Origin of the sequence: Dyadobacter chenwenxiniae, from assembly GCF_022869785.1 — a bacterium.
Classification (GTDB): domain Bacteria; phylum Bacteroidota; class Bacteroidia; order Cytophagales; family Spirosomataceae; genus Dyadobacter; species Dyadobacter chenwenxiniae.
In genome coordinates this window covers 5,231,464-5,252,255 of record NZ_CP094997.1, presented here as the reverse complement: position 1 = coordinate 5,252,255, position 20,792 = coordinate 5,231,464, and the positions used below count along the sequence as shown (strand labels likewise).

Below are 20,792 nucleotides of genomic sequence, written 5' to 3'. Positions count from 1 at the left end.
ACATTTATCTGTTAGTTTTGTTTAATTGTTGTATTAACAATAAAGCGAAATGAGTGTAGTTCCATATAAAGATAAAGAAGGCAGCAAAAGAGAGCAGGTCGCTGAAATGTTTGATAATATTTCACCAAAATACGATCTGCTGAACCATCTTTTGAGCGCGGGCGTGGACATTTACTGGCGGAAAAGGGCCATTAAGCTGCTCAAAAAGCAAGCGCCGAAAGTGATCCTGGACATTGCTACGGGCACAGGCGATTTTGCCATAGAAGCGCTTGCATTGAAGCCGGAAAAGATTATTGGCGTTGATATTTCGGAAGGAATGCTCGCCGTTGGCCGCGAAAAAATAGCAAAACTGGGCAAGCAGGACATTATTACCTTACAGAGTGGCGATTCTGAAAACTTGTCTTTCGAGAGCAATTATTTCGATGCGATCATCGTTTCGTTTGGAGTACGCAATTTCCAGAATTTGCTGGCAGGACTGAGCGAGATGAACCGCGTGATGAAGCCAAACGGAACTTGTGTGGTTGTAGAATTTTCAAAGCCGCGCAGCTTCCCATTTAAACAGTTTTACAATTTTTATTTCAAATACATATTGCCATTGATCGGAAGAAGCGTTTCCAAGGACAGTTCGGCTTACACTTATCTGCCCGAGTCTGTTCAGGCGTTTCCCGACGGAGAAGCTTTTCTTGAAATTTATAAAAAAGCAGGTTTTATCAATACCAAATGCATTACACTTACCTTCGGGATTTGTTCGATTTACATAGGGCAAAAATAATTTTGGGCATTCTTGTGCTGCTGATGGCGGCTCAGGAAGTGAAATCGCAGGGCATCGGTTACAGGCGTCGTCACCTGGAATTTTATGATGACAAGCCGATTCATTATGGTATTTTGTTTGGCGTGCCCTTCACGCGCTTCAATATCAAGCACAATAACGATTTTGTTTCCAAAGACTCTGCATTTGTAATCCAATCTCCAACCAATGCGGCATTCCGCATGGGCTTCATCGTGAATGCATTTCTTACGGACCATTTTGATATCCGCACTACGCCTTCCGTTTCTCTTTACGAGCGCCAAGTGAAGTTTAGCTATCCAAACGGCACCGATAAGATCGAAAAGCGTGAATCGACGTGGATTGAGATTCCATTATTATTGAAATACAAGTCATTACGACGTGTGAATTCGCGTATGTACATGCTTGCAGGGTTTACGTTAGGCTTGGAGACCAATGTGAAGAGGAGCAGGGGCGGTGGTCAGCTGGACACAAAATCGAGTGATTTCTCGGTTGATTATGGTGTTGGTTATGAACAGTTCTTCGAATTTTTCAAATTTGCGCCCGAATTGCGATTTTCGCATGGGTTAGGCAATGTTTTCCGGCCATCGAAAAGTTCGGCCGGTGTGGGGATCAGCAAACTGACCACGCATACGGTGACATTGTATTTAAATTTTGAATAAAATGTGCCTTGATCTTCAATGAATTGCAATTTTTTTAATTTTTTTTCATCAAAAAAGTTGCAGAGAAGAATTTAGTCCTACATATTTGCACTCCCAAACGACGGGGAAAAGGGAGTTTAGCTCAGTTGGTTCAGAGCATCTGCCTTACAAGCAGAGGGTCGGGGGTTCGAATCCCTCAACTCCCACAAAAAAAGAGCATTGAGAAATCGGTGCTCTTTTTTCATTTATAATTGCCCGCGCGGCGTCCGCTTACAAGCAGAGGGTCGGGGACGGTCCGCCGCGCGGTTCGAATCCCTCAACTCCCACAAAAAAAGAGCATTGAGAAATCGGTGCTCTCTTTTTTATATAGCATCAGGTTTACAAGTAGAGGGTCGGCTACGATTCAATTCTTTACAAATATCTTACTCGTCACACCTACTTTCATAACATACAAGCCGGGCTGCAGGGAGCTGACGTCAACAGGTAAATGATTACCGGAATTTGAAACCGTCATTAAAGTGACACCAATCATATTTACAACTTCGACTTTTCCCAAAAATTTTGACGATTTGATATTCACTATATCGCTGGACGGATTAGGGTAAATGCTGAAATCTTCTTGAATGGCGGATTCTACTGCGGCCATTTTACTGTAGGCAAATTTCCCGTCATGATCCAATTGCTTCAGGCGGTAATAATTGATGCCGGAAAATGGAGTTGCGTCGACATAATGGTAGTTTTTGAGTGAAGCTGCATCATCCATGGCTGCGACATGTCCGATTTTACTGAATTTCTTGCCATCTGCACTTCTTTCAACGTCAAATCCTTTGTTGTTGGCTTCATATGATGTCGTCCATGATAGGACTGTGTGATTTTCTTGCATTACAGCGTTAAATGAGCTAAGAGTCACTGGTAGAAGAATCTCATTATCCGTGATAGTGCCGTAAATTCTCGGGTCACCGGAACGGTAATCTTCCCAAAATATAAGAGCTTCCCCACTACCATTACTTACCAGTGTTGCCAGTTGTTGATGACTGGGAGCATTAGAGATAATTGCACCTTTTGGGTGCCACTGAACTAAGCCGGAGCCTGTCACTTTTTGCGCGAGAATATCAGCGGTTGAGTTAATTGCCGATGCAATGATAGCGCCATCTTTTCCGTCGGTTGTAAGCTGATAGCGATGAAATCCTCCAGCGGATTGCATCAGAGGTAATCCGTTAACGGGCCATAGCCGCTGGCCTGAGCTATTAATTCGTTGTCCCCAAAGCGTTTTGCCATCTTCGGCAGAAACATGTTGCCAGATTAGAACGGCACCACCATTGTTATCACTAATCATTTTAGGTATTGGACGTTTTTTCGGTCCATCATAAACACTGATAGTATTTCCAGCCCAAACCGGTAGTCCGGATGAAGTAATGCGCTGTGCAACGATCTTTTGTTTTTTGTCCACAGTAGATTCATACCAGGATAAAATTGCTCCGCCGGCGCCGTCACTTACTATTTCCGGACTTATATAATAATCATTGTTGGCAAGAGTAACAACTTTCAGTCCGCCATCTTGTAATTGAGGTGTACCAGAGGCGGAAAGACTTTGGACTTTATAGAATCTATTACCATTATCAAACATTTGCTGCCAGAATATTAAGGCTCCTCCGTTTTCGTCGTTAACCAGCACAGGTAATGTATTGGAAGTATTTTCGTCTTTACTGATCGGCTGTCCGTTCATTAACCACTGAGTTACACCATTGTGGTCTATATGTTGTGCGTAAATACCTGTTTGCACGCTGCGCTGATCATCCCAAACAATGAATGCTCCTCCATTGCCGTCTTCAATTACATTGTAATTCTGCTGAAGGCCTGGGGCATCACAAATAACATTACCATCTGTTTCCCATTGTATCTCCCCGGCTGCATTGATTCGTTGTGCATATATATTAGCTTGATATCCAATAGCTTGATCCCAATTCCGTTCGTCTGCCCAAACGATAATGATGCCCCCTTCGCCATCATGCACCGGTTTAATGCTCCGAATGGAATGTGAAGTGATCGTTGGTTTAGTAAAAATCGGCACCCCGCCTTCGGCCCATTTCTTGTTTCCCTGGGCATCTATATGCTGAGCGTACAAATGAGGAGCCTGATTTCGCAAATCCTTCCAAAATACGATTACTCCGCCCGCGTTATCACTGATGAGTGCCTGGTCATATTGACGACTATCAACATCACACACCTGTGTATTAACCGAAGGATCGATGCTCCATTGAGCGAAGACAGAAAATGAGAAAAATACCAGATATGCCAGTGTGAATAAGTGTTTCATACTCTATTAGTTAATGTTTCATAAAGATTTGATTCCAAGAAATAGTTTTAACGACATACATGCCGACAGGTAAATTTGCGATGTCGACGTAGGTCCGAGTACCGGTTGGAGGTGTGTTAAATACTGCACGCCCGATCATATCAGTGACTTGTATGTTTCCATTTTCATACGGAGTTTCGACATAAATTGCCTTAGAGGCAGGATTAGGGAACACGAGGAATTTACTGCCGTTTTTAAAATCTAGGCGCACCATTTTGCTATAAGCAAATTTTCCGTCATGATCCAGTTGTTTGAGGCGATAGTAATTGATTCCTGAGAGTGGGGCGCGGTCAGTATATTGATAGTGTTTTTGGGCAGTCAAATCAGACGAAGCTGCAACTTCACCGATTTTTTCAAATTTTCGGCCGTCCTTGCTTCTTTCAATTTTGAAATGGTCATTATTTATTTCCGTGGCCGTCGTCCATAGCAACTGAATTTGGCTTTGCTCTGCAACAGCATCAAACGCAACTAGTGTCACTGGCAAAAGAATCTCATTGTTTGTAATGTTGCCGTATATTTTGGGTGGTTCGGTCCTGAGATCAACCCAGAAGATAAGAGCCTCGTGATTTCCATTGCTAACCATTCTGATTCTACCTTGATTGTTATCTGCATTGCAAATTGCGGCACCCTTAATGTGCCATTGAAGAACACCCGCGCCAGTAATTCGCTGTGCACGGATATCGGTTGTCGCATCTGTCCATGCAATAATAGCCCCGTCTGCTCCGTCAGTTACAAGTTGATAGTCATATACCTTGGTATTTCTATTTATAACAGGTAATCCTGTTGTTGGCCATAGCAATTGACCAGCAGCGTTTACTCGCTGGCCGTGGATAGCATTGGGTTGCAAAGTTGGCCCATGTCCCCAAATAACTATTGCACCTCCATTATTATCAGTCACCATCTCCGGAATCGCGCGTCCGAGAATATTTTTACATATATCAATGGCTCTGCCTGGCCACATTGCTAAACCAGTTGAATTGATGCGCTGGGCGAGGATTTGGTGACTATCTCCAAGGTGTTCATACCAAGAAACAATTGCTCCGCCTTCACCGTCAGCTATAATTTCTGGCTTTATAAAGGGGTCAGCGTAGCCAAGCGTGATAACCTGAAGTCCGCCATCTGACCATTGCTGCGCGCCCGTTTTGCTAAGACGTTGGGCTTTAAAATAGCGGTCGTAGGGCGATGTAGTTTGATGCCAAAATACCATTACCCCCTCATTCCCATCGGCAACCAATTGCGGACGGATATTCGGATTTACATTGTCTTTACTAACAGGCATACCATTAGCTGTCCATTCAGCCTTGCCGGAATGATTGATGTGTTGTGCGTAAATATTTGGGTTAACGTCGCGGTTATCCTCCCATACAATGAATATGCCGCCGGAACCATCTTCCATTACATCTATGCTGAATTGAAGACCTGAAGCATCACATACAGTTTCCCCATTGAAAGTCCATTGAACCTCACCATTAGCATTTATTCTTTGTGCATAAATATCAGCATTGAATTCATAAGGAGCTTCATTTCGTGCGTCTGCCCAAGCGATGATAACACCACCATCTCCATCCGCAACAAGCTTAAAATCCAGCAAATATTCATCGCTTTCCGTCGCAGTGGCTATTGGCACACCTTCACCTGGCCATTTCTTAAATCCTTCCGAATCAATGTGTTGAGCATATAGATGGAGAGCTCCCGAACGTAAATCTTTCCATGCTATAAATGTTCCACCTGCATTGTCAGTAGCAAGCTCCTGATCATCTTGGAAGGCTTCAGAATCGCAAATCCTTGTGTTAATTGACGGGTTGTCACTCCATTGCGCGAAGGCATAACACGGAAATACAAGGAGAGAAAATAGAGTGAATAAATGTTTCATATCGAATTAATAGCTTGATTAGCAAACCTATGACACCTATTGCTTCACAAAAACCTGACTTAAAGCACCTCCCTTGATGATATACATTCCAGGTGATAAATCCTTAACATTAATATGTGTCCTGGGCTTAACTACGCGCTTGTCAAGAACAGTGCGACCAAGCATATCTATGACTTGTAGGCGTCCACTAACGTGCTCTGTTTCAACGAAAAGATCACCAATCGTAGGATTTGGATAGACGGATATCTGGAAAGTCCTGAGATGGTTAACATGAACCATCTTGCTGTAAGCAAACTTTCCGTCGTGATCGAGCTGTTTCAGGCGGTAGTAGTTTGAGCCTGCCAGGGGGCTTGTGTCCAAAAACTGATAGTTTTGCGTTGTATCTGAGCCACTGCTATATGGGTTGATAAACCCAATCTTTTCAAAATGCTTTCCATCGGCACTGCGTTCGATTTCAAAACCCTTGTTATTGGTTTCCTGACTGGTTGTCCATGTTAAAACTGCATTGGTATTTTCTTTATGAACATTAAAGGAAATGAGTGTAACAGGAAGCAAGCCATCTTTGCTAAGGCGAGATGCGAATATACTGGCATCCCTAAGCCAGATAATAACAAAGCCTCCATTATCATCAGTGGTGATCGCAACACTCACCTGTCTTTCCTCTCCAATGCTAACCGGGGCGCCATTACTTTCCCACATTAAAGCTCCTGAGCTGTTCAGACGCTGCGCATATACGTCTAAGTTGTTATAAACAGCCGAAGCATTTCGAGAGTCATTCCAACAGATGACAGCCCCACCCTCACCATCAGGAGTCATGTGTGGACTGAGTTGATCAGAAGATTGCGCACACACTGGTATTCCGTCGGCTGTCCATTGAGCTTGGCCGCTCGCATTTATCCGTTGAGCGTAAATGTCATTGTTGGAAGTGCCGTTTCTTTGATCCTGCCAGGCGATGATTGCCCCTCCCTGCGTATCGGTGACAATAAGAGGATAAATCTGATTCTCATTTGCAGTACATACAGGCAGTCCTCCAAGAGTCCATTGAAGTTGTCCATCCGAATTAATTCTCTGTGCATACAAATTTCCGGAAGCATTACGAACGTCATACCAAACTGTTATTATTCCACCATTGCCATCCGTAACAGAACTGGGTTGTTGTTGTATGCCAGGAGTAATAATGCCCATAACAACCCCATCAGCGTTCCAAAGTGCATTGCCATTCTGATCAAAACGTTGTGCGAGCATTGGACCGGGACCTGACATATAGGGCACATCTAGGTTTTGTTCCCATGTTATTATTGCACCGCCATTTTCATCGCTAACAATATTTAAAAAATCATTACCATACTCTTCACTCTGCGTGACTTTAATGCCATTGCTTTGCCACTGGCTTACACCGTTTTCATTGATCCGTTGAATATAAACTTCATTAGCTTCACCGAAAGCTTTTTCGCCATTCCATGCAATGATAGCTCCGCCACTCCCGTCACTTATGATCCTTACTCTATTAGCAGAAGCGCAGTTGGTACAAATGCTTTGTCCACCGGTTTGCCACTGCACTTCACCGGTGCCATTAATCTTCTGGACATAGACTTGGGAACCATCTCGGTCGTCTGACCATGCGATGATGGCATTTCCGTTTCCATCACTTGTCGATCCAATGTCAGCGATAGATGCAATCATTTCTTCATTCCCCTGCATCGGACGAACGATGTGACCTTCATTTTCGTCCCATTTAGGCAACCCTTCGGCAGTGATGCGTTGTACGTAGATATTAGGCCCGAATGTTCGCCAATCCTCCCAGACCAGGAACGTTCCGCCATTATTATCTGTGTGAAGGGTAAAGTCCTCTATCGTGTTTGATCCCTGGCGGATTAGATTGCCTTGTGTAGGATCCGTACTCCATTGTGCAAATCCAGTCAAATTTGCGAAAAGCAGTCCCAGTATTTGTAGTATTGTTTTCATAGTGCGAAAAGTGTTTTATTCTAAATGGTTTAATCTAAATGTCATATTATACTTGATTCAGACCTTGATGATCATAGAATGTCATTCTCCCTCAAATAGTTAAGTATCAAGTAAACGCTTTATACTTGTGCGTTAGTTGTCAGCGATTTAAGGCTAGCTGAGTAGGAATAATTGATAATAATCGAAGCAAATCCGATCATTCTTCCATTTATGCTGCAATTGCAGTGCAGGGGATGTTTCCGTTAGTTGAGTTGTGTATCAGGTGAGCGCACGAAGATCGTTTTTCAGGCGAAGTCTGGGCAAGCCAATTATTAAACGGTAGGATAAATGAATAAACGGGTGACGAAAAGCTTATTATGTCAACAAGCAAAGTTTCAAAGCCACCTTTAACGAACGATAAGATATATACGTAGTCGTATTTTAAATTGTTAAAGGTGGCCTTAAATGTTCTTTATAAATCAACCTGGCGTTTGGATGCGGCTGATTCCAGGCCGGCTTCCAAGACCTTAATGATCTTTAAACCATCTGAAAAGTCAGGTTTGATCTGCGTATCGTTTTCAATGGCGGTCACGAAATCCACAACTGCGTGCACAAACGAATGTTCATAACCAATAATGTGTCCTGCGGGCCACCAGTTTCCTGCATATGGATGCGCAGCCTCGGTTGTCAAAATGGTCCGGAAGCCTTGCTGCCCGCTTTCATCTTCCCTCGAAAAATATTGCAGCTCATTCATTCTTTCCAGGTCAAAACAAAGGCTGCCTTTGCTTCCGTAAATCTCAAAAGACAGTCTGTTTTTCCGTCCGGCCGCGAAACGCGTAGCTTCAAATGAGCCAATCGCCCCATTCTGAAACATCACCATCATGAGCGCGGCGTCTTCAACAGTCACATCACCCATTTCAGTCCCGACTTCGCCAGCCGTGAGATTGCCGGTTGTTCCGCCGCCTTCCACCACTGGGCGTGTTTTGATAAAATTCGTGGTTAAGGAAGACACGCTCGCTATGTCGCCCACAAGATAATGTGCCAGATCAACAGCATGGGAATTGAGGTCCCATTGGGGGCCGGCCTGGGCATATTCTTTTTGCAGCTGCCAGGTTAACGGGAAATTCGGGTCGATGATCCAGTCTTGCTGATAAGCGCAGCGCCAATGAAAAATACGCCCGATCTTATCATCTTCGATCATTTTTTTTGCGAAAGAAACAGCAGGCGTCCTCCTGTAATTGTGGTTCAGATAATGCTTCACTTTGTTATCCTCGCACGCTTTCAACATTTCCTCAGCCTGTTTGCTGTTCATGGAAAGCGGTTTTTCGCAGAAAATATGCTTGCCTTCCTTTGCGGCTGCGAGTGCTACCTCGTAATGTAACTGCTGAGGCAACGCGACGTCTATAATGTCGATGTCAGGCCTGGCAACGAGCTTTTTCCAGTCCGTTTCCGTTTCCTCCCAGCCCCATTTATCTGCAAATTCTTTTAATGAACTTTCATGTCTGCCGCATGCTGCTTTTAAGGCAGGCATGGCTGGCATATCAAAAAATTGCGGTGCTTTTTTCCAGGCGTTGCTGTGCGCACGGCCCATGAACTTATAACCTACGATGCCAATATTCAGTTTTTTCATGCTTTAATTAAGCTGGATTTGCATTTTTTGCTTGAATTGTAATGATCAAAAATATTAAAATTTTGTTATTGCTTTTAACATTGTAATTTCCCGCACTCAATAACACACTATATTTATGAAGCAGCTCACGCAAAACCTGCGAACGGGGGAAACCTCGTTGCGGGAAGTCCCACCTCCCATTATCCAGCCGGGTCATGTGCTGATCCAAACGCACAAAAGCCTGATTTCTCCCGGAACGGAAAATGCACTGATCCGTTTTTCCATGGCTAATCCATTTCAAAAGGCAAGGTTAGCACCCGACAAATTTTGGTTTGCTTACCAAAAGGCGAAGTCTAACGGTCTTTTTCCGACAATCCGTAATATTTCTCAAAGGCTCGATCAGCCCATTCCGTTGGGTTACTGCAACGTGGGCCGCGTTGTTGAAATCGGTGAAGGGGTGGAAGACATTCAAATTGGTGATCGGGTCGTGAGCAACGGGCCACATGCAGAAATGGTGCTTGTGCCGAGAAATTTGGTCGCAAAAATTCCATCCGATGTTCCTGAACAAACGGCCGTGTTTACTGTAATGGCTTCAATTGCGTTGAATGCGATCAGGTTAATCGCGCCTTCGCTTGGAGAAACGGTTGTCGTGATCGGACTCGGGCTTATTGGAATGTTAACTGCCGAATTGCTGAAAATCAGCGGATGCAATGTGATTGGCATGGAGACCAATGAAGAAAGGCTCAATGTGGCCATTTCAAGAGGTTTCGCGGCTCTTAATCCGGATTTACTTAACCCTGAACATTATGTGGCTGATCTGACCAATGGCTTCGGAGCAGATGCGGTAATCATTGCCACCACTTCTCAGTCTGATCAAATATTATCCTTAGCAACAAATATCTCCCGAAAACGGGGTAAGATTATATTAATAGGGACTGCCGATCTTCGGCTCCGCCGTTCAGATTTTTATGAGAAAGAGCTGACATTTCAGGTTTCATCTTCCTATGGGCCGGGGCGTTATGATCCTGATTATGAGCAGAAAGGGGCCGATTATCCGCAGGCCTATGTGCGTTGGACAGAGAATCGGAATTTGCAGGCTGTACTTAACTTAATGTCAAATGGATCGTTTGATCCTTCCTATCTCACGGGAGAAATTCTTCCACTGGCCGATTTCAGAAATGCCTACGCAAAACTGAATGATCAAAAACACATTGCCGTAATCCTTGATTATCCTGAAACATGCTCAGCAACAAGATCAATTCCATTATTCCAACGATGTTTTTCAGGAACAAAAGGAGTGATCGGCATTGTGGGAGCCGGGCATTACACTTCTGCAACATTGCTTCCGCTGCTGAAAAACGCGTCTATAAAGCACATCGTCAGCGCGAACGGATTATCTGCTGCCAGCCTCGCTCAAAAATATCACATTGCCTATTTTGGAACTGATTATCATGACATTATAAATGATCCGGAAGTCGACCTGGTAATCATTACTACACGGCATAACCTTCATTCGCAAATGGCTTGTGAGGCGATAAAAGCTGGAAAGCATGTGTTTGTCGAGAAGCCTATGGCCATTTACGAGAATGAATTGAATGAACTTGTTGACGTTTTTCAGCATGAAAATCCGGCAAATGTATCGGTCACAGTTGGCTTTAACAGGCGCTTTTCTTGTCATATACAGAAAATGAAAAACCTGCTGGGAGATGCTCAGATGAATATCAGCGTAAGCGTTAATGCCGGTTTTGTGCCACAAAATTCGTGGATTCATAGCCGGGAAGTGGGCGGCGGCAGGATTCTCGGAGAAGCCTGTCATTTTATTGATCTGATTTCTTTCCTGGCAGGAAGCAGGATTGTGTCGGTTTGTATGAACGCGATGGGACAAGATCCGACAGAGACGACTGACAACGCGATCATCACGCTCAAATGCGAAAATGGCTCAACGGGTGTCGTCAATTATTTTTCCAACGGTCATATCGATTACCCGAAGGAACGCGTCGAAGTCCATGCTTGCGGCAGGACTCTGATCCTTGATAATTTCAAAACTTTGCGCGGTTACGGATTCAAGCACTTTTCCAGCTTTAAAACGAGCCAGGACAAAGGGCATCAGAAAGCATTTGAGTCATTGCTGGATTTTGTAAAAACTGGCGGAAAGCCGCCAGTTCCATTCGAGGAAGTCATAAATACGACGGAGGCTAGCTTAGCAGCTTTGAAAAGTTTAAAGCAGAAAACGTGGATTAACATATGATCCGGTTTCTGAGAGATATGGGTTTGCGATATGCCCTTTTCCGCTTTTGGCACGAAATCCAAGTCAGAACAGGATTGCTAATCCTTCGTTTTCCGGTCTCTGGAAAAAACTCGCCACACTTCTCAAAAGATGAATGGTTACGCCAAAGCATTCATTTTGCACTGGGTCCGGCCCTGTTGAATTTGGAAAGAAATCCGGCATTACAAGGCGTGCAGGAACGCGTTGAACACATTTGGCAAAACCGGTTTTTATTTTTCCATGATAAATGGCATTCCGTTTCCGATTGGCATACAAACCCTGAAAATGGATTTACTTACAACAAAACAATGCATTGGAGCAGGATTCCAACGCTTTCCAGGCAAGCCGGCGACATTAAATATGTTTGGGAAAAATCGCGATTTTGCTTTTTGTATGATCTCATTCGTTTCGATTTACATTTCCAAGTCGACCAATCCGGGGTTGTCTTTTCTTTCATCAACGATTGGATTGAAAAAAATCCGGTAAATCGCGGGCCTAATTGGATTTGCGGGCAGGAAATTGCGTTGCGGGTGCTTAACTGGACTTTTGCATTGCATTATTACAAAAGTTCTGACACGCTTACAGACGAATTGTTCAGTAAAATTCTTAACAGCATTCGTCAGCAAATGCTGCATGTGGAGCAGAACATGAATTTTTCGCGCGCTGTTGTTCGGAATAATCATGCACTGACGGAGACATTAGCGCTTTATGTGATTGGGTGGTGCTTCCCTGTCTTTCCCGAAAGCAGTCGCTGGAAGCAGAATGGCAAGCAGTGGTTTGAACAAGAAATCGCTTATCAAATCTACGATGACGGCACATTTCTGCAATTTTCAATGAACTATCATCGCGTGGCCGTGCAGTTGCTGACACTGGCGATCGATATGGCCCGGCTCAATGAGGAGAAATGGAATGATGTTGTGTATGAACGTGCTGAAAAATCACTTCATTTCTTGCGAAGCTGCCAGGACAATGTTACCGGCTGGTTACCCAATTATGGAAACAATGATGGCGCATTGTTATTCCCGTTAACGGAGCAGCACTTCCGTGATTTTCGTCCGCAACTTGAAGCACTAAGCAGATCTTTGCAGATCATGGAGTTAAGGCCTGCACCCTTATCCTTTTTCAAAAATGGCGGTTACTATATATTTCGTGATGAAAATACGATGACTTTCCTGCGCTGCGGAGCATACAAAAACCGGCCATTCCAGGCGGATAACCTGCATCTGGATATTTGGGCGAATGGCATGAACATTATGCGCGATGCCGGATCCTACTCCTATAATACAGATGAGAAATGGACAGAATATTTTTCAGGGACTGCCTCACACAACACGGTGATGCTGGGTGATTTTGACCAAATTAAAAAAGGTCCTCGTTTCATGTGGTATAACTGGATCAAAAATGCGAAAGGGTCGGTAAAACAAGATACAGACTCATTTCAGATCGACGCCGAATTTGAAGGTTTTTATCAGTTAGGGAAAGGAATAAAACATTGTCGACGCGTTGTGAAGTCGAAAAATACGCAGCATTGGATTGTTGAAGACCGCATTGACAACCGGCCCAATCATCTTCCCATGCATCAGATCTGGCATCCGCATCCGGAGTTTTTTGAGCATTATCAAATTATGGCTGAGGATAATGAAGGATCTAAACTCGATTATATAGAAACAGAGGGCTGGTATTCTGAGACTTACATGAAGAAAGTTGCGTGCCGCAGGCTGGTCTTTTCTTCTTTCGGAAATTACATAAAAACGATCATTAAGGAAAAGCAATCTTTACAAAACCCATGCACATTCTCTTGATTCACCAATATTTCCTGGAAGATCAAGCTGGCGGAGGCTCGCGGTGGAATGAAATGAGCCGGATATGGATCGAAGAAGGACATACAGTAACGGTTTTGGCTGGAATGGGACATTATATGCATGTGACATCGGATTATAATGGAGGACGTTATTTTTTGAAGCAAACTAATCGGGATGGGGTGAAAGTTGTTCGATGTTATGTTTCCAATTCCTCTGATGGTCAGTTTTTGAGTCGGGTTTTCGCTCAGTTTTCCTTTCTGTTCTCGGCAGTTTGGGGCTGCCTGTTTTACGCCAGGGATAAATATGACATCGTGCTTTGCACTTCTCCGCCATTGTTTGCGGGTGTTGCCGGGTTGCTTATTTCATGGATTAAAGGGGTCGATTTTGTTTTAGAAATCAGGGACTTATGGCCTGAATCTGCGATTGAAACGGGTGTTTTGCAAAATAAAACCTTTATACGCGCTGCTTTCTGGTTGGAAAGATTTTTATATAAAAAAGCAAAAGCTATTAATGTGCTCACACCTGCTTTCGAAACAACTTTAATTGAACAAAAGAGGATTAACCCGGGTAAATTGTGGCTGATTCCGAATGCTTCTGATTTCAAGCTCTCGGATGAGGTTAGCCGAACATTTGACAGGAATATACTCCGCAAAGAACTTGGATGGGAAGGTCGCTTCGTTGTTATTTATGTGGGCGCGCACGGCATGGCCAATCATTTGATCCAGATCATTGAAACTGCCGAATTGCTTCAAAATACTGCTGCACATTTCATGCTGATTGGGGACGGAGCCGAAAAAGCATATTTAATGGAAGAAACGAAAAGACGGAACCTGAATAATGTTCGCTTTAAGGACACGGTTTCAAAGGCTAATGTTTTCAAATACATTCTGGCGGCGGACGCGGGGGCTTCGGTTTTAATGAAAACAGATGTGTTCAAAACGGTTTATAGCAACAAAACCTTTGACTATTTTGCTTGTAGGAAGCCCGTTTTGCTTGCTATCGATGGCGTTTCGCGTGAACTGGTTGAAGCAGCGGATGCAGGAATGTTTGTAGAACCGGAAAATCCGAAGGATTTCGCGGAGAAAATTTTGATTTACCTTAAAAATCCAGCACGCGCATTACGTCACGGAAGTAATGGTCACGCCTATGCGAGGGAGCATTTTGACAGGGAATTTCTAGCCAGGGAATATTTAAAAAACATTCAGAAGCTGTTGGAATAGGGATGTTTTGGTCGAAAAATACGGTTTAAAAATCTGTTTACTCTATATTTGTCCTAGGCTGGAATCAGCTTTTAATTCAAAGATCGGTTTGTCCACGTATTTTAAAAACATATCGGAAGGAATCAGCACGACGGTGACCGGCATGCGGTTGACGTTGCGCCATTTGTGGAATGCAAGAAGGCGACGCAAGATGGTGGATATCCGTTCCGATGATTTTTTCGGCGGACAAGAAGGAATGGTCACCATCCAATATCCGCAGGAAACGATCCCGATTCCCGATAATGGCCGTTATCGCTTGCATAATGAAATAGATGATTGCATCGTCTGTGACAAATGTGTGAAAGTTTGCCCGGTGGACTGCATAGAAATTGAGCCGATCAGGGCGATTGAGGAGGTTGGTAAAGCGTCGGATGGGTCGCCGATCCGATTGTATGCAGCGAAGTTTGACATTGATATGGCCAAGTGCTGTTATTGCGGACTTTGCACGACTGTGTGCCCGACGGAATGTCTCACTATGACTAAGACGTTCGATTACAGTGAGTTGGATGTGCGGGATATGGTTTACAATTACGCCAGTCTCACGCCCGAAGAAGCTGACGAAAAGCGTCGTCTGCTTGAACAATTTCAAAAAGAAAAAGAAGCATTGAAAGCAGCTCCCAAGCCAGTTGTTACCGCGGAGCAACCGGCTGCAAGCCCGCCCAAGCCTGTATTTAGGCCGGGTATGAAGCCGAAAGTGCAGGAAACTGAGACCAAAGAAGAGGCTAAGGAGGAAACTCCCGTAGCAAAACCTGCACGACCGGTTTTCCTGCCAAAAAAACCAGTTCCTGTTGTAGCTAAGGAAGAAGTGCCGGAAGCAAAGGCAGAAGAAATTATTGAAGCGAAAACAGAAGAGGTGCCCAAACCTGGGCCCAGACTGCCTTTCAAACCTTCGATGAAGCCGAAAGTTGTGTCGGAGGAAAAAGCGGAAATTCCTGTTAAAGCGGAACCCCCTGTTAGTGAGGAAGCTGCCGCGGCAGAACCAGCAAAACCCGCAGCCGCAAAACCGATCTTTAAGCCAAAAATGAGGCCGCCGGTTGTGGCAGCAGAAAAGACAATTGACGAGCCCAAAGAGATAGTGACCGAACCGGAGCAGCCTACGCCTGAAATACAACAGGAAGTGAAGCCCAAACCTGCGTTTCGGCCAACGATGAAGCCCAAGGCTTTGCCGGAAATCGAAAATGCAGACATTGAGCAGCCAAAAGCAGAGATTATTCCCGAACCGGAAGCAAAGCCCAAACCCGCGTTTCGGCCAACGATGAAGCCTAAGGCTTTGCCGGAAATTGAAAATGCAGACATTGAGGAGCCAAAAGCAGAAATCACTCCCGAACCAGAGGCGAAGCCCAAACCTGCGTTTCGGCCGACAATGAAACCGAAACCCAAAGAATAACTTCGGGCTTGATTTTTTGAATTATAGTGTGAGCATTAATAATATGGAAGTTGCAGCATTTTATGGATTTTCATTCTTCGCGATCATGGCCGCGCTTTTCATTCTATTCTCAAAGAACCTTATTTATGGTGCTTTTGCATTGTTTTTGGCTTTTTTAGGTGTTGCTGCGTTGTATGTTTTAGCAGGTGCGGATTTTCTGGGTGTAACACAAATCATGATTTACGTTGGCGGTATTCTGGTGCTGTTGATCTTTGGGATTATGCTTACCCAAAAGAAGAAGAACGATGATCCACAGCATCATAACCGCGTTGAAATATTGTTTGGCCGGGGAGTTTGGGGGTTTTTGCTTGGTGCGGGCTTTTTCGTTTTCTTGATCAAGATTATTTACTCGGCCAATTTCAAAATGGCCGGTGATTCTATCAGTAGCAGATCTACTATTAAAACGATTGGCGTGGAGTTGATGACGAGTCATTTGTTGCCCTTTGAAATCACTGCCATTTTACTTCTGGTTGCCTTGGTTGGCGCTGCATATCTCGCAATGAACCGCAATCCGGCACCATGACTTACATTCCAATTCATCACTATCTGATTGTTGCGGCCGCATTGTTCTGCATTGGGCTTGCTATTGCCATTACCAAACGCCACTTTATCGGGATTTTGCTGGGGATTGAGTTAATGTTAAATGCAGTTAACATTAACCTGGTAGCATTCAGTCGTTACGATCCGGAAAGGCTTAGTGGTCAGTTGTTTGCGCTTTTTGTTATCGTGGTTGCGGCAGCTGAGGTTACCATTGCGCTTGCCATTATTTTGCGTGTTTATGGTCATTATCAGACCGTTGACCCGGACGAAGTAGATCAATTGAAAAAATAAGCTTTTATTAGAAACAACTATTTTCATGCATTGGATTTTCCTGTTTCTGGCATTCCTGATTGGCATTAGCAATGCAGTGCAGTCCGGCGTAAATGTACAGTTGCGCGAATCCTTGAATAACCCTATCCTAGCGGCCTTAACCTCGTTTTTTGTAGGTTTTATGATCTTACTGATCGCTTTCGCCTGCTTTAATCAAAGCCCGGTTCCCAGTATTTCAGACATTAAGCAAATCTCATGGACACGCTTTATGGGCGGCGTCCTGGGCGCTTTTTATGTGCTCACGGTTGTGTTTATTGTGAGAAACATCGGCCCGGCAAATATGATTTGTCTGGTCGTTGCTGGTCAGATGATCGCAGCCATAACCATTGACCATTTTGGTTTGCAAGGATTTGCGGTGCATCAGATCACATTACCGCGCATTGCAGGCGCCATTTTACTCGTTGCGGGCGTTTATTTGATCCTCAAAAACTAAAAAAAAGCGACCCGTTTTCCCGGATCGCTTTCATTAAGACAGAAGTCATATAATTACGGAACCCGGGTAAAAACAAACAGGTCCATAAACACCCATTTGTTATCCTCCATTTTGCCGCGTTGAATGACCAGTTGGTTTTGCGAGCGTCTTTCGTAAATGATCCGCACAGAAACATCATCTTTTTCAAATAATGCCTGATTTTTCTTCGCTTCAATGAAATTGTAAGTGTCTGAAACATTTTTCTCTTCCAGCGCAATCAGACCGGGCTTGAAATGTTTTACTCTTGCAATCGGCCCTTTTTCGCCTTGTTCAAATGCAAACACCTCATACAAAGCCGGTTTGTCATCCTTAATCATACGAATGTAACCCATAATGTTGCTTCCTTCGGGAGCTGTCCAGCCGGCTTCGATAGGTCCGCCGTTGTAAGTGCCTTTCCAGTGGCCTTCCAGAAAACTGAGGTCATTCAGCGTTCCGGTGGCAGTTTGTGCTTCTGCGAAAGTTGTTAACAAGCAAAATGCTACAAATAGAGAGCAGGCTTTCAGCAATGTCGTTTTGGTAAATCGGATCATTAGGATTTAGGTTTTAAAATAAATGGGAGATCAAAGAGCTCCTGAGCGTGCCAATTTCTATAAAATTGCCTGAATTACAAAAAAAGAGCCGCTGCAAATGTGCAACGGCTCTCTTCATATGGATATTTTAATTAATAAGCTCTCTCTAATTTTCCTTCATGGGAATTTGCAAATGCTTTATTAACTACTTTATTTCCGCCCAGTGTTGGATAGTTTCCTGTGAAATACCAGTCTCCCAAATGCTGCGGACAAGCTTTATGCAAGTTGTCAACCGTTTGGAACACAACCGAAAGCTCGGCATTCAAGTCTTTCGGACGAATGATCTCAGCAATTTTATTTGAAATTTCCTGATCCGTAAAAGGCTCATACAGTGCTTTTACAAAGTTGGTGTGATATGGATTTTTGGTTGCAATAGAAGTCACACTGTGCATGTAAGTATCTTCCAGCAAATATTCCAGATCACGCTCTTCCAGCAATTTCAGCACAGCACGGAAAGCAACGAAGTCCTTCATTTTCGACATATCAATGCCATAACAATCAGGGAAACGGATTTGTGGAGCGGACGATGCTACAACGATTTTCTTAGGACTCAACCGGTCGAGCATCGTCAGAATGCTCTTTTCAAGCGTAGTGCCGCGCACAATGGAATCGTCGATAATGACAACCGTATCTATATTCTTGCGCACAACCTCGAAAGTTGTATCGTAAACACTGGAAACCATATCGTCACGCAAAGCATCAGCCGTAATAAATGTCCGCGATTTAACGTCTTTGGTAACCAGTTTTTCAATTCTCGGCCTGAACGAAAGCACTTTTTCGAGGTCGGCTTCGAATAAAATGCCTTCCATGATGGCCTGCTTGCGTTTTTTTGCCAAATATTCTTCCAAACCCTCTATCATACCCAAAAACGCAGTTTCGGCCGTATTTGGAATGTAAGAGAAGATCGTATTTTCGAGATCGTAATTGACTTCTTTAAGAATCTGCGGGATTAAAAGCTTGCCTAGTTGTTTGCGTTCGTTGTAAATGTCTGGATCAGTTCCACGTGAGAAATAAATCCTTTCGAAGCTGCAAGAGCGTTTTTCTAACTGCGGCAAGATTGGGAATTCATTGTATTCACCATTTTTATCAACAATCAATGCTGAGCCTGGCGTAATTTCCTGAATCTGATTGTAATCCACATTAAAAGCAGCCTTAATCGCCTGTTTCTCAGATGCAACCACAACCACCTCGTCATCTGCATAATAGAATGCCGGACGAATTCCGGCCGGATCGCGAATCACGAATGACGCGCCATAACCTGTCAACCCGCACATCGCATAACCTCCGTCAAAGTCCCGGCACGACCTGTAAAGCAGTCGCGGCAGGTCGATATTCTCTTCTATAACGTCGGAAAGTGTTGGATTTTCGTAAATTCCTTTGAAGCGTTCGAACACTCTCTGGTTTTCCTCATCCAGGAAATGTCCTATTTTCTCCATTACGGTTACAGTATCCACTTTTTCTTTTGGATGCTGTCCCAATGATACCAGTTTTCCGAAAAGTTCGTCCACGTTGGTCATGTTGAAATTCCCTGCCATGACCAGGTTGCGGCTTCTCCAGTTGCTCTGGCGCAGCATCGGGTGGCAATTCTCAACTTCATTGGAACCGTGTGTTCCGTAACGCAAGTGACCCAGCCAAACCTCGCCTGTAAACGCCAGATTTTCCTGCAACCATTTACCATCATGGGAGCGGTCTCTGTGGTTCTTTAAGCCCTTGCGAAATTTCTTGTGAATTTTGGAAAAAATATCCGTAAGTGGCTGAGGTTCTACGGATCTGTATCTGCTGATGTATCTTTTCCCGGGCGGGACATCTATCTTGATATTGGCTACTCCGGCTCCGTCTTGTCCCCGGTTTACCTGTTTTTCCATCATTACCGAAAGCTTGTGGACTGCGTATAGCGGTGTCTCGTACTTGTCGATGTAGTATTGATAAGGCTTTCTAAGACGGATAAGTGCTATGCCGCACTCATGCTTAATGGCGTCGCTCATATGAAGAGTTATGCGTTAGAAATATTAATATTTGCTGTGTGCAAATTGTATTCCCTGAATAATAACTTAACGATTTTATGTTCTAATAAAGTTCGTTTTGCGTCGCAAAGGTACAAATCCTTTGGCTTAAAAAATTTCAAATTTCTCCGAATTTTACAAGCCGGTTTTAAGTGCAATTCTTTAATGGAAAGATAACTATTTTTGGTCAAAAGGCCAGCTAATATAAAATATGTTACACAAAACGCGAGGGGTTGCTTTAAGTTACATCCGTTACCGTGAATCGTCGATCATCGCCAAGATTTACACGGAAGCCTTTGGCATTCAGACTTATATAGTAAATGGTGTAAGAAGCAGCAAGTCGCGGAATAACCGGATCGCTCTTTTTCAGCCGCTTACTTTGCTGGATATGGTCGTTTATCATAAAAGTAAAGAAGATACGATCCACCGGATTTCTGAGATGAAATGTTACCAGCCATTTCAAAGTTTACCATACGACGTTGTTAAATCCAGTCTGGCGCTTTTTGTTACGGAAATGCTGGGCAAAACTTTAAAAGAAGAGGAAAGTAATCCAATTCTTTTTGAATTTATTGAAGAATCCGTCACATATCTGGATCTGGCCGAAAGCGCTTATGAAAATTTCCACATTCAGTTTTTAGTTCAGCTGGCTTCTTTTTTAGGTTTTGGGATAGAGACTGTGGAAGATCTGGAAAGCGAGCTGAAAAATAATCATTTCCCACATTTGCCCGATGCCATTGAAAGAAATGCAACAATGCAACTGCTCACCCAGCATTATGGGCTAAATGTGTCTCTGGATCGAAAACGCAGAATAATGATTTTAGAAAAATTGCTCTTTTTCTATAAAATACACATGGAAGCATTGGGTGAGATTAAATCCCTTGAAGTTTTACGCGAGGTTTTGAAATAGTGCCTCAA

Annotated in this window: 16 protein-coding genes and 1 tRNA gene; 11 read left to right on the top strand and 6 right to left on the bottom strand. The window is 43.8% G+C overall.

What is annotated here, in order from left to right; translation table 11 throughout:
* Positions 1 to 49: 49 nt before the first annotated feature.
* The 3 genes from ubiE to MUK70_RS22405 all read left to right on the top strand — a co-directional run bounded on the left by ubiE (position 50) and on the right by MUK70_RS22405 (position 1,634).
* Positions 50 to 772, top strand: coding sequence for a bifunctional demethylmenaquinone methyltransferase/2-methoxy-6-polyprenyl-1,4-benzoquinol methylase UbiE (gene ubiE, locus MUK70_RS22415; RefSeq protein ID WP_234603169.1), 723 nt, complete (start codon positions 50 to 52; stop codon positions 770 to 772).
* The gene (gene porT / locus MUK70_RS22410) at positions 721 to 1,449 is read left to right on the top strand and encodes a type IX secretion/gliding motility protein PorT/SprT (protein WP_445438776.1); all 729 of its coding nucleotides are present in this window, start codon (positions 721 to 723) and stop codon (positions 1,447 to 1,449) included. Before ubiE ends, porT begins: the two co-directional genes overlap by 52 nt.
* Before the next feature lie 110 nt (positions 1,450 to 1,559).
* Positions 1,560 to 1,634, top strand: a tRNA-Val gene (locus MUK70_RS22405).
* A gap of 197 nt (positions 1,635 to 1,831) precedes the next feature.
* On the opposite strand, the gene MUK70_RS22400 is transcribed toward MUK70_RS22405, so the two are convergent.
* From MUK70_RS22400 to MUK70_RS22385, 4 genes are all read right to left on the bottom strand, one after another.
* Positions 1,832 to 3,745 carry a T9SS type A sorting domain-containing protein gene (locus MUK70_RS22400; protein ID WP_234655218.1) on the bottom strand — a complete coding sequence of 638 codons (1,914 nt, stop codon included), beginning with the start codon at positions 3,743 to 3,745 and terminating at the stop codon, positions 1,832 to 1,834.
* Between the two features lie 10 nt (positions 3,746 to 3,755).
* Positions 3,756 to 5,657, bottom strand: a complete 1,902-nt coding sequence (locus MUK70_RS22395; protein WP_234655217.1) for a T9SS type A sorting domain-containing protein — start codon at positions 5,655 to 5,657, stop codon at positions 3,756 to 3,758.
* 36 nt (positions 5,658 to 5,693) lie between these two features.
* Entirely contained in the window at positions 5,694 to 7,622 is a 1,929-nt protein-coding gene (locus MUK70_RS22390; protein WP_234655216.1) for a T9SS type A sorting domain-containing protein, read from the bottom strand.
* A gap of 451 nt (positions 7,623 to 8,073) precedes the next feature.
* Positions 8,074 to 9,231, bottom strand: a complete 1,158-nt coding sequence (locus MUK70_RS22385; RefSeq protein ID WP_234655215.1) for a Gfo/Idh/MocA family protein — start codon at positions 9,229 to 9,231, stop codon at positions 8,074 to 8,076.
* 115 nt (positions 9,232 to 9,346) lie between these two features.
* Here MUK70_RS22385 and MUK70_RS22380 point away from each other — a divergent pair, with 115 nt between their 5' ends.
* From MUK70_RS22380 to MUK70_RS22350, 7 genes are all read left to right on the top strand, one after another.
* The gene (locus tag MUK70_RS22380) at positions 9,347 to 11,458 is read left to right on the top strand and encodes a bi-domain-containing oxidoreductase (RefSeq protein WP_234655214.1); all 2,112 of its coding nucleotides are present in this window, start codon (positions 9,347 to 9,349) and stop codon (positions 11,456 to 11,458) included.
* On the top strand, positions 11,455 to 13,278 hold the full coding sequence (locus MUK70_RS22375) for an alginate lyase family protein (protein ID WP_234655213.1): 1,824 nt from the start codon (positions 11,455 to 11,457) through the stop codon (positions 13,276 to 13,278). The genes MUK70_RS22380 and MUK70_RS22375 overlap by 4 nt, the downstream gene beginning before the upstream one ends.
* Positions 13,263 to 14,498 carry a glycosyltransferase family 4 protein gene (locus tag MUK70_RS22370; protein ID WP_234655212.1) on the top strand — a complete coding sequence of 412 codons (1,236 nt, stop codon included), beginning with the start codon at positions 13,263 to 13,265 and terminating at the stop codon, positions 14,496 to 14,498. The genes MUK70_RS22375 and MUK70_RS22370 overlap by 16 nt, the downstream gene beginning before the upstream one ends.
* Positions 14,499 to 14,586: 88 nt before the next feature.
* Complete coding sequence (locus MUK70_RS22365; RefSeq protein WP_234655211.1) at positions 14,587 to 15,924, top strand: 4Fe-4S binding protein; 1,338 nt, start codon at positions 14,587 to 14,589, stop codon at positions 15,922 to 15,924.
* A 43-nt stretch (positions 15,925 to 15,967) separates the two neighbouring features.
* Entirely contained in the window at positions 15,968 to 16,486 is a 519-nt protein-coding gene (locus MUK70_RS22360; RefSeq protein ID WP_234655210.1) for an NADH-quinone oxidoreductase subunit J family protein, read from the top strand.
* The gene (gene nuoK, locus MUK70_RS22355; protein ID WP_234655209.1) at positions 16,483 to 16,794 is read left to right on the top strand and encodes an NADH-quinone oxidoreductase subunit NuoK; all 312 of its coding nucleotides are present in this window, start codon (positions 16,483 to 16,485) and stop codon (positions 16,792 to 16,794) included. Before MUK70_RS22360 ends, nuoK begins: the two co-directional genes overlap by 4 nt.
* Positions 16,795 to 16,819: 25 nt before the next feature.
* Positions 16,820 to 17,266, top strand: coding sequence for a DMT family transporter (locus MUK70_RS22350; protein ID WP_234655208.1), 447 nt, complete (start codon positions 16,820 to 16,822; stop codon positions 17,264 to 17,266).
* A gap of 53 nt (positions 17,267 to 17,319) precedes the next feature.
* Here MUK70_RS22350 and MUK70_RS22345 read toward each other — a convergent pair whose 3' ends face one another.
* Both MUK70_RS22345 and MUK70_RS22340 read right to left on the bottom strand, forming a co-directional pair.
* Entirely contained in the window at positions 17,320 to 17,835 is a 516-nt protein-coding gene (locus MUK70_RS22345) for a DUF6265 family protein (protein ID WP_234655207.1), read from the bottom strand.
* Positions 17,836 to 17,966: 131 nt separating this feature from the next.
* Entirely contained in the window at positions 17,967 to 19,859 is a 1,893-nt protein-coding gene (locus MUK70_RS22340) for an amidophosphoribosyltransferase (RefSeq protein ID WP_234603154.1), read from the bottom strand.
* Positions 19,860 to 20,088: 229 nt separating this feature from the next.
* On the opposite strand from MUK70_RS22340, the gene recO reads away from it, so the two are divergent.
* Positions 20,089 to 20,784, top strand: coding sequence for a DNA repair protein RecO (gene recO / locus MUK70_RS22335; protein WP_234603152.1), 696 nt, complete (start codon positions 20,089 to 20,091; stop codon positions 20,782 to 20,784).
* Positions 20,785 to 20,792 lie beyond the last annotated feature (8 nt).